Raw genomic sequence first — 13,422 nt, forward strand, 5'->3', positions numbered from 1 at the left:
TTATTGATAAATTATCATTCTGAATCTAAGCTAAAAAGGCAACTACCTAACGCTTACATTAGAGAATTTGATTAATCAATCGGAAATTAGTTCCTCGCCTACATTTCATTAAACCCGCATGTATCTAACAAGACGTAGACGATCAATTTTACTTTAGACTTCACAATCCTATTTCATCTTTAACCATCCAGTTTAAAGCATTATCTCTTAACTGGTGTGTCTGACTAAATCAGACCATGTCAATGTGCTATAAATAGCCTCATGTTAGCTTTACAAATGCAGACCATTATTAACTTAATAATACTTGGGATTAATCGCTGGATACTTTCGCCACAAAAAATACACGGCTGGAAGCACAATAAGTGTTAACATTAATGCGCTAATCATCCCGCCAACTAACGGTGCAGCAATTCTGCTCATCACTTCTGAGCCTGTTCCAGTACCATACATGACAGGCAATAACCCAAAGATAATTGATGTAGAGGTCATCATGACCGGACGGATACGCATTTCAGAGCCCGATAACACAGCTTGTTTAAGCTCATCAGTAGTAAATTTAGCGCCTAAATCTTTGAATTTGCTATCGAGATAGGCCAACATAATGATACCGATTTCAACCGCCACACCCGCTAAGGCAATGAAACCCACTCCCACGGCAACAGAAAAATTAAACCCTTCCAAATACAAAAGCCAAATACCGCCAATAAGCGCAAAAGGCAATGTACCTATAATCATGGCGACTTGGGCAAAGCTTCTAAAACTGGCGTATAGTAAGACGACAATAATCGCTAACGTCAGTGGTATCACATACGTTAACTTAGCTTTAGCACGCTCCATATATTCATATTGACCACTCCATGTGATTGAATAACCGGCAGGTAAGTCAACTTGCTCGGTGACCGTTTTCATTGCAGTGGTAACGTAATGACCCACATCGATATTCTCGATATCAACATATACCCAGCCGTTAGGTCGGGCATTTTCACTTTTTATGCCCGGCGGCCCATCAACGATGCTTATATCAGCCACATCACCTAACATAATATGTGCTCCCGCAGGCGTCACAAAGGGCAGTCTTTTCAAACTCTCGGGTGAATCTCGATATGATTGTGGAAATCTTAACTGCACCGGATAACGCTCAAGCCCTTCAACGCTGGTTGTTATATTCATGCCGCCAATTGCGCTTGCTATAAATGTCTGTACGTCGGCAATGTTTAACCCATAACGCGCGGCATCAATACGGTCGATATCAATATTGATATAGCGGCCGCCAGCAACACGCTCTGCATACACCGACGCTGTACCCTCAACGTTGCTTAAAACTTGCTCTAATTCTTGTCCTATACGCTGAATAACCGATAGGTCTGGTCCACCAATCTTAATGCCTACTGGGGTTTTAATGCCCGTGGCGAGCATATCAATACGCGTTTTAATAGGCATAACCCAAGCATTGGTCAAGCCCGGTAAATTGACAATACGATCTAGCTTTTTAATCAATTCTTGTGTAGTAAAGCCCTCTCTCCATTCAGATCTGGGTTTTAATTGTATAAAGGTTTCAATCATCGTAAGTGGCGCAGGATCGGTGGCTGTCTCTGCTCGACCTACTTTGCCAAAAACGGTGGCGACTTCTGGCACGGTTTTGATTAATTTATTGGTATGCTGCAAGATGTCGCGCGCTTCCCCAATTGATACAGCCGCATAAGTGGTTGGCATATACATCAAATCCCCTTCATCCAAAGGCGGAATAAATTCGCTGCCGATTTTATTAACGGGCCAAAATCCAATCACTAAGACGATAAACGAACACAATACTGTCGATTTGGGAAAGCGTAACACCATCTTCAAAATAGGCCGATATCCTGCAATTAATACTCGATTAATCGGATTTTTATGCTCGGGTAGTATTTTGCCTCTAACAAAGTACCCCATTAGCACCGGAACGAGTGTGATAGCCAATATAGCAGCGGCCGCCATAGCATAGGTCTTCGTATATGCCAAAGGCGAAAACATTCGCCCTTCTTGTGCCTCCAACGTAAATACCGGCACAAAACTAACGGTAATAATTAGTAAACTAAAGAATAGCGCAGGCCCTACTTCTGATGCGGATTTTGCGACGACTTCCCATCGGTTTTCTCTAGTCAGAGGTGTTTTTTCAATGTGCTTGTGCATGTTTTCAACCAGCACAATGGCACCATCAATCATGGCGCCAATGGCAATGGCTATCCCGCCAAGTGACATGATATTCGCGTTTATTCCTTGCATATGCATAACAATAAACGCAACAAGAATACCAACCGGTAGACTGATTATAGCGACCAAGGATGAGCGAATATGAAACAAAAATATGATACAGATGAGGGCAACAACACCAAATTCGACGAGTAACTTTTTACTCAAGTTGTCGATAGAGCGCTCGATAAGTGCCGAGCGGTCATATACTGTTGTGACTTCTACACCATCGGGCAAGCTACTTTTCAGGCTATCTAATTTGGCCTTAACGCCATTGATTGTCGATTGCGCGTTTTCACCAAATCGCATAACAACAATACCGCCAACGGTCTCGCCTTCCCCATTGAGTTCAGCGAGTCCTCTGCGCATCTGAGGGCCAATTTCAACATTCGCAATGTCTTTAATCAGAATAGGCGTGCTACCGCTAGCATTATCTTGTGTAGACATGCCTGAAGACAAACCAATGGGAATATTTTCAATATCTGTTTTACTTGAGATGTATCCAGTGGCACGGATCATGTACTCAGCTTCAGCCATTTCTATAACAGACGCCCCAGTTTCTTGATTACCGCGTTGAATTGACATTTGTACATGCGTCAAAGGGATATTTAGGGCTTGTAGTTTGATTGGGTCAACGATTACTTGATATTGTTTTACCATGCCACCCACAGTCGCTACTTCTGACACACCAGCGACGGTTTGTAGCTCATACTTTAAAAACCAGTCTTGAAGACTACGAAGTTCACCAAGATCATGTTGTCCTGTAGGATCAGTCAATGCATACATATACACCCAGCCTACGCCTGTCGCATCAGGGCCTAGTTGCGGTTTAGCGGCACTCGGTAAGGTGGGTATGACTTGAGACAGATATTCTAATACTCTGCTACGGGCCCAATAAAGGTCGGTGCTATCATCAAATATGATGTAGACATATGAATCACCAAAAAAGGAAAAACCACGTACGGTTTTAGCCCCAGGCACAGACAGCATCGCTGTGGTAAGTGGATAAGTGACTTGGTCTTCCACCACCTGAGGGGCTTGGCACTGGGTAAGACGTTTTTATGATCACTTGAACATCCGATAGGTCGGGGATCGCATCAACGGGGGTATTTTTAATCGAATATAGGCCACCGCCTACAATAATGAGTGTGGCGAGTAATACAAAAAAGCGATTATGAATAGACCAATGAATAATGGCTGAAATCATTGTTGCTCTCCCAATGGCTCATTATCGCGTTGATTACCGCGTTGATTATGGCGCTCATTCGAATGCTCTGTTGATTCAGCCGAGCCACTATCCATAAAATGTACCGTGTTCAATTGGTACATGCCTTCGCTGCCTTTGATGACTTCAACATGCACACTCTGACCTGCTGCAAATTGCGCGATGTCAATGTGAGGAGAAACTGTAAAATTCATGGTCATGCCCATCATATTAAATTCATCAAGTGGGCCGTGTGTTAAATTGACCATGCGACTGTCTAGCATCACTTCATTTACAGTCGCCTGAGTCCATGCACTGACATCTGTCTGGCTACCTTCATCCATGGGCATGGACGAATGGCTGGCCTCATCAACTGACATATCGCTTGTCATATCTATTTCCATTCGTGAAAAGTCAGACGAAATACTACTTTCCGAATCAAGTAAGAACTGGGCTGAAGTGACGACAAGGTCGCCTTCTACCAAGCCATCGAGAACTTCAAACATGTCGAGATAAGAAGTCCCCAAGGTCACTTCAATTGATTTATATTTCCCATCTCCCAGCGCAATCACAACACGGTTTTGCGTGCCTGTTCTAATAACCGCACTATTTGGGACTACCAAGACTTGCTCAGTTGACAGATATTGTATTTCAACATCCGCATACATATCTGGCTTGAGCGCAAGCTCATTATTAGGCAATACAAACCGAACCGTAGCCGTTCGTGTGTTTCTATTAATAGTTGGATAAATGTACTCAAGCTGGGCATCAACCGACAAGGCTGGTCGATAGTCAAATTGAATATTTGCGCTATCCCCTATGCGTAGTTTGTTTAAGTCTGATGCAAAAATATCAGCTAATACCCAAACACTGTCTAATGAGGCGATAGCGAGCATTGTTGTAGTAGGTTTTACATAAAACCCCTCTTGTATATTAAGCTTACTTACCACACCTGTTTGGCTAGCGTAATAGGTAATTGTGCGCTGAATTTCGCGGGTTTCCTCAATTGCATCAACCAGCATTTTTGGCGCATTTAAGGCAAATAAACGCGAGCGAGCCGCACCTATTAATGCTCGATTGTTTTGCTCCAACGCAATCAGATATTCCTCTTGTGCGTTAACAAGTTCAGGTGAATACAGTGAATACAAAGGCGCACCCTTGTTGATAGGCTCGCCCTGTGTGCGCACGTATAGTTTCTCTATCCATCCTTCGACACGTGGATGAACGTGGCTTATCTTATCTTGTGCGTAGTGTACTTTGCCAAAACTGCGTATGGTTTGTGAAGGAAGCACCTTTTTGACTGGCGCTGTTTTTACACCAAGGTTCTGCACAATGATGGGAGCAATCGTTATCGTACCGGGTGAATCACTCGCATTATCTTCGCCATAAACCGGCACCAAATCCATGCCCATTGGCGATTTGCCTGGTTTATCTCGCTTGAAATTAGGGTCCATTGGTGCCACCCAATACAAAGGCTCATCCGCGCTGGCGTTCGATTGAGCATCTGTCGTGTGGCTATGAACAGGGTGGCTTGGCGCTGTTATAAATAACCCATATAGAGAGACACATACAACGATACCAATAACGATACCTAGCATAAGGTATTTAATAGTGAGCTTATTCATTAGGCGATACTCCTGAATTGCGTTGCGCGTTTGTATTTAATGGGCCTTGAGTACCTCGGTAATCGTTGTTACTGCTGTCGAGGGCGATGAAATAATTAATTTGGGCCAAGGCTTTTCGTCTATTTACATCAATTTCCAACTGAGTCACTTTGGCATCAAGCTGTGCAATTTTGGCTCTCACCACTTCAGCAAAATCACCTGTATCGTTTGTGTAAGCATTTAAAGAGGCGTCGGCCTGCTGTGACATTTGTGGAACTATTTGTTGGTTGTAAATATCATAGCGCTTGTTACTTCCCTTAAAGTCCTCATAAGCACTTAGCAAGCCTGCGATAAGCTCTCTCATGAGCAAGCGTTTTTCTGTGCGCATTGCTTCGACCATTTTTATTGAGCCTGCGATATCTGCATTTCGCTGATTGGATGAAAATAAAGGTAGACTCACACTTAAGCCCACAGAGAAAAAATTAGCGCGGCTATTCCCTCCACTTGCGGAAGGTGCATCATCTCGCAGCGCATAGCTGGCGTTTACGCCAAATTGAGGTGATAAACTTTGCTTTGCGATGTCAATGTCGACTGATGATGCTTTTACCCGCTGCTCAAATGCGTTGAGCATTGGGTGCGCCTCAGTCAGCAAATACAATGCATGTGTGTCTGCATTTGTGTTGTCCAAAAGTAAAGTAAAACCATCATCTATTGGCGGGATTGTGAGAGGTAATTTGATATTAGCAAACGAACCGGAACGCTTCGCAGATTGTTCAGGCTGGTCAGTTGGGAACAAATACTGCGATAACTTAGCGGTTGTCACTTGGCGTTGCGTATCAAGGGCAACGAGCCTGTCATTTAAGCGCAATAACTCTAACTCAGCTCGTATGATATCTTGTTGCCGCGCACTCCCGTCTGATGACGCATAGCTGGCTGCCACGATGTCAGTTAATTTATCGAACAAAGGTTTGGCCTCATTTACCAAACGATAACTAGCCGCGCTTTTATAGGTATCTAGCCATAATTGTGTGGTGTAGAGCGTTATTTTGCGTTGTCTATCTGCTCGCTGATAAGGTTGTTCTCCAGCAGAAACGCGGTATCTTTGTTTTTTAAAGCTAATGTGTCGCCTCTTGGGAACATTTGTGATGCGCCAAGTTTTAATTGGGTCATGGGCTCCTGATCAACTGCAAAACCGTCTGTCGGCAGATTGAGTAGGCTCATACTGATTGTAGGATCCGGTAAAGCAGTCGCAGCCTCACTTAAGTCAAGTAAGCGCGCTTCGAGCAAATCACTGCGCACTAACCACTCATCATTAGCTTGAGCAAGGGAAATAGCGTCCTGCAAAGATATAAGCCGTGAAGTTGTATTGCCTTGTGTTAATTGAATGGGTGTTGAATGACTTTGTGCAGACTGAGTAGTTGGGCTAACCAATAACAAAGTACTGATTAATGTGCCGATTATAGTAAAGGGCATTTTACGTTTAATGCGCGCCGCTTTAGGCTCCGCTGAAAAATTCAGGCGGCGACCATGCAAATATATGCTCATGTTTATTCTCGTTTTGATGTGCTAAATGAGATTCACGACAGTTATAACGTGCAGCTTAGTGAGTAGTTTACACGCCAGTTCTGCTTATTATGTCGTAGGCTCTTTTGTATTGAGTGCTTAAGTGGCCGAGTTAAATCGACCTTACGAGAAGGTTGTTATTGGAGGACGCTTGGGTAGTGACGAGTAAGGAGGTAATAAATTATCTTCGTGTTTAATGGCAAGTGCACAACCAACAAGCGTACACCCTTGGATATTACTGTTTTCTAAAAATACCATCGAGCCAGAAAAGGCAACGCAGTGGCAGTCCATTTCACAGCACGTTAGGCCATCAGTCTCATCACAGCAACCTTGGCTTGATGAGTATTTACTCTTAGAAATTTCAGTTAATTTCCCAGCCGGCTCTTCAGTAGACGGTTGCATACCGCAATCTTTATGTGTGCTACTTCCGCTCATTTTCTGCATATCAGCTTGTGAATGCATCGGTGACATGCTTTGCATTATCATTGTACTAGACGCATACGCACTGCCAACCTGAGCGGTAAGTAATGCCAGAATAATAAAAATGCAGTATAACGAGTTAAGTCTGTTCATGCTTGTAGTGTAGTGTAAAAATCACATCTCATAAATAGTCAATTAAGAAAAAAGCATAAAGAGTGCTGCGCCAAACATCACCGCATTTTCTAAAAAGGAAATGAAACCAAGCGGTACATTTGAACCGCCGCCCACGCACGCGCACTTAAGTTCACGCTTATCGATGTATACCGCCTTGACGACAGATACACTTCCGATACCACCAATAAGTAACATCAATGGAATAGATACCATGGGTAATATGCTGCTCACCATTAATAAACCGCCGACCACTTCGGCATAAGGGTAAATGAATCCATATGGTACGTAGCGGCGAGCAAGTAAATCGTAGCCAAGAAAGCTATTAACGAACCCTTCTATGTTTTGCAGTTTTAACAAGCCTAGCAGAACCATAGACATGCCAATAAACTGCATCAGGCCACTTTGCCAGCTAAGACTCACACTTTCAGTAGCATGAACGCTCACTGTGAGCAGAGCCGCTATAACAAACAATGCAAGCACCGGAAAGTAGCTAGTATCACTTTCACTATTTTGAGTGTTTCCAAAATGCTGCTTCAAGTCGTCAAATCCGCCTATACGGTTATCGTCAATGATAACCTGTGGCGTGGTTTTCACATCCAATGACGATTTAACGCTGTCCACTTCTGCTCTTGTCTTGAGGACTTTATCTTCAACGCTATACCCTTTACGACGAAGCAGGTCCTTTGCACGAAGGCCAAATGGACAGGTATGTCCGTCTGTTTCCATTCGATACAAAATCGCTTTCTTATCCATAAACTTCTCCTACTTTTTATAACTTGGTGTTGATGATAAACTGCGTACCCAAGTACGGAGTCAAGTTTTGTAGTTCAATTTAATGTTAACGTTTAAAAGTAGGTGAAAAATGAGAATTAGTGAGTTTGCTCGCGCATGTGAGGTTAATGTTGAGACTGTCCGCTATTATCATCGTATAGGCTTACTCTCACTACCCAGTAGTGCGGGCTCCTATAGGCAATATACGCAGTCACATTTGGATAAAATGGGATTTATCAAAAATGCCAAAGCAGCTGGATTCACACTCGATGATATAAAACGCCTAGAAAAAATGGATATGGTTGATGATCGCGATAATATCCGTCAGCTTTCAGAAGAAAAAACTCGCTTGTTAGACATCAAAATTACTGAGCTAGAGGCAGCGAAAAAGTTTTTAACGACATTGGTGAATCAATGCAAAGTTGACAAACAAGCCAATTGCCCAATTTTAGAAACTCTCAAAACATCTAATGCCGAAAAACCGTCATTTGAGTGACATTAGTTAAAACCTAACGTCCGCTTCTGCAACACAGTTAGAATTCAAAACATGCACATGAGCGATTCGTCTTTACGTACCGAATAAATTATAAATCGTACAATTGCTATTTTTTATTAAACTTTATTATCGTCGTACAAGAATGTCAGCATTTTCATGTTAATCTCAGTTCTAGTTTGTTCATATGTAAAAGTCAGCATCAGTCATCAAAGTATTGTTCATTCGGATAGATTTTCTTTAAAACAACCTAAAACGCCCCCAAGACCGTATTGCAACTATAGCGATCTTGTTCAGGTCTCTGGTCTATTTGTGGCATGCAATAACTATAAATTATGTAACATTAAGTGTACTTAAAAAGTGAAACCTCAGCTTTCTTTGCACAACATGTTGTGTTAACTTACGTGAATAGATACAAGATAAAGTGTTACATTAATTTTGAGTTGCACTAAGAGACGCTTTGATATGTCGAGTAACAGCGTAACAGTATGTAAGTTAAAGAATTTAACCAACCCACCCACCCGGGTGTTACATTTTTATAAAGACATATTACAATCTAATACACACTAGGCGATAATTAGTTTCATTATCGCCTTAAGCTGTAACCAGCTTTTAGATAGTATAAACAAGAAAATAATAAATAAGCTGTTTCAAGCTATGTTATGCGCTAACAAATTTGGGTAAATAAATGAAATATAGTACGTTTAATCAAGTAAAAAATGACCAGTTAAAAGAGCCAATGTTTTTTGGTAATTCAGTCAATGTTTCTAGATACGACCAACAAAAACATGCCATTTTTGAGAAACTAACTGAAAAGCAATTATCATTTTTTTGGCGTGCAGATGAAATTGATGTCAGTAAAGATCGCGTAGATTTTGGCAAGCTAAGTGATGCAGAAAAACATATTTTTGTCTCTAATTTAAAATATCAAACATTGCTCGACTCAGTACAAGGACGTAGTCCGAACGTCGCTTTTTTACCAATTGTCAGTATTCCAGAGTTAGAGACATGGATTGAAACATGGTCCTTTTTCGAGACTATTCACTCTCGTAGCTATACCCATATTTTGCGTAATATTTTTTCTGACCCTAGCGAAATATTTGATGACATAGTCACTAATGACGAAATCCAGAAAAGAGCGTCAGATATTTCTAAATATTATGATGATCTGATCTTTGCAACACAGCTATACCAGACACAAGGTGAAGGAGTTTTCACTGTAGATGGTCAACAACACATCATTAACATGCGAGAATTAAAGAAAAAACTTTACTTATGCATGAATTCGGTAAATGCGCTGGAAGCTATTCGATTTTATGTGTCTTTTGCATGTACCTTTGCGTTTGCTGAGCGTGAACTTATGGAAGGTAATTCAAAGATAATAAAGTTGATTGCTAGAGATGAAAATATACATTTGTCTTCAACTCAGCATATCCTAAATTTATGGGCGAAAGGTAAAGATGATCCTGAAATGGCTGACATTGCTGAAGAGTGCAAAGAAGAAGCTAAAGCAATATTCCTTAAGGCCGTTTCACAAGAAAAAGAATGGGCAAAATATTTATTTAAAAATGGTTCTATGCTTGGACTAAATGAAGAAATACTTTGTCAGTATGTAGAGTTTATTGCGAATCAAAGAATGGCCAGTATTGGCATGGGTCAGCCATTTGAAGTAAAGAGTAATCCACTTCCTTGGATGAACAATTATTTGGTATCTGACAATGTTCAAGTCGCGCCTCAAGAAACCGAAATCACTAGCTATTTGGTATCTCAGATTAATTCTGAAGTGAATACAGACGATTTTGCAGATTTCGACTTATAAATCTTCATTGGCTTCAATTAATGCCCATACTGCAGAAGGCGACAAAGTGGTTGATTATGATGAATCAACCACTATTCTTGAGTGTCTAGAGAGAAATCAGATACCTGCTCAATTTCACTGTCGAGATGGATTTTGTGGCGTATGTAGAACTAAATTATTGAAGGGAAAAGTTCGATATAAAATCGACCCTTTAGCGTTTATTGATGATGATGAGATTTTAATTTGCTGCTCTCAAGCCGAGGGTGACATAGAAATCACCCTTTTATAACAGTACTAGAGCTGTAATCCTATTCTAGACGCAACCTCGATATACGATTCTACTACCGAACCTAAGCCCTGTCTAAACCTGTCCTTATCGAGTTTTTTACGGGTTTCTTTATCCCATAAACGGCAGCCATCAGGTGTAAATTCGTCCCCAAGAACGATATCTCCTTTCTCGTCAATTCCAAACTCTAATTTAAAATCAACAAGCAACATTCCACCTTTCTCAAATAGCTCTTTCAATATTGAATTAACCTTGTAAGTTAAACTCTTCATTAAACTAAGTTGAGATTGTGTCGCCCATCCAAATGCCTCAACATGACTTTCATTGATCATTGGATCATGAAGTGCATCGTTTTTCAGAAACAATTCAAACGTGGGTGGTATTAATTCGAGCCCTTCTTCAGTTCCCAGCCTTTTACATAAAGAACCTGCAGCGAAGTTTCTCACGACACATTCAACAGGTATCATATCAAGCTTTTTAACTAAACTTTCATTATCATTTAATAAGGACTCAAGCTGAGTCGAAATTCCAGCGTCCTCTAAATGCTGCATAATAAAGTGATTAAACTTATTATTTACTTCACCTTTTCTGGCAAGTTGTTCAATCTTTTCACCATCGAATGCAGAAGTGTCATTTCTGAACTCCAAAATAAGTTTGTTAGCATCGTCGGTAACAAAAACTGTTTTAGCCTTCCCGCGATACAATTCACTTACTTTATTCATTTTATTTCCTTCTACCTATTGTTATATGTCTAAGTTATCAGAAGCCATATATTCTTGAAAAACTGGGAAAACACTCTCACTTAACTGTGTATCTAAAGCAATATTTTCGTTATCTTTAAATATGATGTTGGTGTTCTCACCCGCTCTTTGCACATAAATACGATAAGCTTCCTTTTCCAGTGGCAGCTCATCGTCGCCAAAAAGCCCAGTCCAAAATCCATCTCCTGAACCTACATAATCGACAAACATAATGCCAGAGGACTGGTCAAGATCCATGACATTAAAACCCATCTTTCTTAATACTAATAATAGACGCGGCCATGTATCAGGATAGCTTGCTTCTACAAGGTAACTCGACTCATTGTCCGCATTTGTTGATAGGCTTGAACTAAAGCCCTGTCTAATTTTTTCGATTCGTTGAGTCTGTGCTAAACGAATACCAAAGTCATATTCAGCAATAATAAAATTAAGAAAATTAACTTCATTAGTCCGTTTAGCGATAAGATCGAGTTCATCTACAGCGCTATTACCATTTTCATCAATATAGTCAATAATGGTATTATTAAGAGAGGCCGTGCGACCATGAGGTGCTACGACTAAGGTCAACTTAAACTTTTTTGCTTTTTCAATGTATTCACTTGTCAAATCGTACCAACTACTTTCAACTTCAGTTCGGCTAATAACCCAATCTGTGATGAGTACATTACTTTGTCTATCAAATGACTCTACAGCGATATTGTTTTGCTCAAGATAGCCTAGCACTTTGTCCCAAATCGTTTTATCTAGTGGCTCACTGTCATTGATTTGATCAAATAAGACTGTCGCATCTTCTGTTCCTTCCTCGACATGCGAACCGGCTACCAATGGTAAAACAAGTCTAGGAGATACAATTTTTACATCTTGGCCAATTAGCGTGGTTCCGCCTGATGCACCTTCTAAACCTGGCAAATCATACTGGTTGGATCGGACCGGTTGGTCGAGTTCAGTTGGCACGAGGAGCCCTTGCTCATTCGCTTCAACATCTAAGTACTCATAGTTGCCAGATACACGTTCTCTTGAACCTGGGGCTGCGCATGCAGCAAGGCTAGAAATTATGACAAATGATAGGAATAATTGCTTTTTCATTAATTTTGTAACAACCCTAATTTTATTAACTCATCTTCGATGCTTTTTTGATGATTTAGTTCAGGCAATACCATAGGTAAACGCAAATATGGCGAAGGTATTACACCCATTTTGTATAATGCCCACTTTGGAATAACGGGATTTGGTTCACTAAACAACTTACCGTGTAACACTTGAAGAGTATCATCTATTTTTGTCGCATTTGATGCATCGCCACTTAAAGCAAAATCGCACATCTGCGACATTTTGTCAGGAACAATATTAGCAGTGACCGAGATTACACCATCGCCGCCCTTATTCATAAAGGCACAACCACTTGCATCATCACCGCTAAATAATAGGAAATCATCAGACAGATTTTGTTTTAACTCATCAAATCTTGCTAAATCTCCAGTCGCATCTTTTATCCCAACAATATTTTCGTGTAAGGATAATTTTGCGACAGTTTCGGTATTCATGTCCAATACTGTACGTGATGGCACGTTATATAACATCAAAGGAAGCGGTGATGCATCAGCAATCAGTAAAAAATGTTTGACTAAGCCTCTTTGTTGGGGCTTATTATAATAAGGTACAACGCTTAAAAATCCATCAATACCCAAGGTGCTCATGCTTTTGGTCAGAAAAACAGCTTCATCTGTCGAATTAGCACCCGAACCTGCAATAACGGGGATTCTGCCATTGACATATTCTACTACCGCGCTAACAACTTTAATGTGCTCTTGTATCGGCAGTGTTGCCGACTCACCTGTCGTTCCCACCGCGACGATACCGTGAGTCCCGTTTTCAATGTGAAATTCGACTAATTTACGCAGGTTTTCAAAATCAACTTTGCCATCATCTGACATCGGCGTGACCAAAGCCACGTAACTACCGTGAAACATTATTGCTCCCCAAAAAACTAATGCGCAATAGTAGAGCTGATAAGCCTTAAAAACAAGTCTGATATAGCGAATATTGAAAGAAAAACAATGAAACAAGCTTGAACATCGAATGACTTTTATCCAAATGCTTTTCAATTTGATAAACTATA

Annotated in this window: 13 protein-coding genes; 3 read left to right on the forward strand and 10 right to left on the reverse strand. The window is 40.9% G+C overall.

Annotated features, from left to right (window positions below):
• Window positions 1-294: 294 nt before the first annotated feature.
• The 7 genes from ACZ1G6_RS07535 to ACZ1G6_RS07565 form a co-directional block, all read right to left on the reverse strand.
• On the reverse strand, window positions 295-3,255 hold the full coding sequence (locus ACZ1G6_RS07535; RefSeq protein ID WP_472618721.1) for an efflux RND transporter permease subunit: 2,961 nt from the start codon (window positions 3,253-3,255) through the stop codon (window positions 295-297).
• The gene (locus ACZ1G6_RS07540; protein ID WP_472618722.1) at window positions 3,197-3,436 is read right to left on the reverse strand and encodes an efflux RND transporter permease subunit; all 240 of its coding nucleotides are present in this window, start codon (window positions 3,434-3,436) and stop codon (window positions 3,197-3,199) included. The genes ACZ1G6_RS07535 and ACZ1G6_RS07540 overlap by 59 nt, the downstream gene beginning before the upstream one ends.
• Window positions 3,433-5,058: an efflux RND transporter periplasmic adaptor subunit gene (locus tag ACZ1G6_RS07545; RefSeq protein WP_472618723.1), complete on the reverse strand. Its 1,626-nt coding sequence runs from the start codon at window positions 5,056-5,058 to the stop codon at window positions 3,433-3,435. Before ACZ1G6_RS07545 ends, ACZ1G6_RS07540 begins: the two co-directional genes overlap by 4 nt.
• Complete coding sequence (locus tag ACZ1G6_RS07550; protein ID WP_472618724.1) at window positions 5,051-6,001, reverse strand: TolC family protein; 951 nt, start codon at window positions 5,999-6,001, stop codon at window positions 5,051-5,053. The genes ACZ1G6_RS07545 and ACZ1G6_RS07550 overlap by 8 nt, the downstream gene beginning before the upstream one ends.
• Before the next feature lie 77 nt (window positions 6,002-6,078).
• Window positions 6,079-6,582: a hypothetical protein gene (locus ACZ1G6_RS07555; RefSeq protein WP_472618725.1), complete on the reverse strand. Its 504-nt coding sequence runs from the start codon at window positions 6,580-6,582 to the stop codon at window positions 6,079-6,081.
• A gap of 141 nt (window positions 6,583-6,723) precedes the next feature.
• Window positions 6,724-7,173, reverse strand: coding sequence for a hypothetical protein (locus ACZ1G6_RS07560; RefSeq protein ID WP_472618726.1), 450 nt, complete (start codon window positions 7,171-7,173; stop codon window positions 6,724-6,726).
• 42 nt (window positions 7,174-7,215) lie between these two features.
• Complete coding sequence (locus tag ACZ1G6_RS07565) at window positions 7,216-7,947, reverse strand: MauE/DoxX family redox-associated membrane protein (RefSeq protein WP_472618727.1); 732 nt, start codon at window positions 7,945-7,947, stop codon at window positions 7,216-7,218.
• Between the two features lie 109 nt (window positions 7,948-8,056).
• Between ACZ1G6_RS07565 and ACZ1G6_RS07570 the strand changes: the two genes are divergently transcribed.
• From ACZ1G6_RS07570 to yfaE, 3 genes are all read left to right on the forward strand, one after another.
• The gene (locus ACZ1G6_RS07570) at window positions 8,057-8,461 is read left to right on the forward strand and encodes a MerR family transcriptional regulator (RefSeq protein ID WP_472618728.1); all 405 of its coding nucleotides are present in this window, start codon (window positions 8,057-8,059) and stop codon (window positions 8,459-8,461) included.
• 685 nt (window positions 8,462-9,146) lie between these two features.
• Window positions 9,147-10,277: a class Ia ribonucleoside-diphosphate reductase subunit beta gene (gene nrdB / locus ACZ1G6_RS07575; protein ID WP_472618729.1), complete on the forward strand. Its 1,131-nt coding sequence runs from the start codon at window positions 9,147-9,149 to the stop codon at window positions 10,275-10,277.
• A 7-nt stretch (window positions 10,278-10,284) separates the two neighbouring features.
• A complete protein-coding gene (gene yfaE, locus ACZ1G6_RS07580) occupies window positions 10,285-10,545 on the forward strand; it encodes a class I ribonucleotide reductase maintenance protein YfaE (protein ID WP_472618730.1) in 261 nt (86 codons plus the stop codon).
• Window positions 10,546-10,550: 5 nt separating this feature from the next.
• Here the strand turns inward: yfaE and purC are convergent, their stop codons facing one another.
• Genes purC through dapA form a run of 3 tightly spaced genes read right to left on the reverse strand, consistent with a single transcriptional unit; the run spans window position 10,551 to window position 13,273 of the window.
• The gene (gene purC, locus ACZ1G6_RS07585; RefSeq protein ID WP_472618731.1) at window positions 10,551-11,264 is read right to left on the reverse strand and encodes a phosphoribosylaminoimidazolesuccinocarboxamide synthase; all 714 of its coding nucleotides are present in this window, start codon (window positions 11,262-11,264) and stop codon (window positions 10,551-10,553) included.
• Between the two features lie 21 nt (window positions 11,265-11,285).
• Window positions 11,286-12,389, reverse strand: coding sequence for an outer membrane protein assembly factor BamC (gene bamC / locus ACZ1G6_RS07590; RefSeq protein WP_472618732.1), 1,104 nt, complete (start codon window positions 12,387-12,389; stop codon window positions 11,286-11,288).
• On the reverse strand, window positions 12,389-13,273 hold the full coding sequence (gene dapA, locus ACZ1G6_RS07595; protein ID WP_472618733.1) for a 4-hydroxy-tetrahydrodipicolinate synthase: 885 nt from the start codon (window positions 13,271-13,273) through the stop codon (window positions 12,389-12,391). The genes bamC and dapA overlap by 1 nt, the downstream gene beginning before the upstream one ends.
• Window positions 13,274-13,422 lie beyond the last annotated feature (149 nt).

It is taken from the genome of Glaciecola sp. HA4-3, assembly GCF_055693685.1.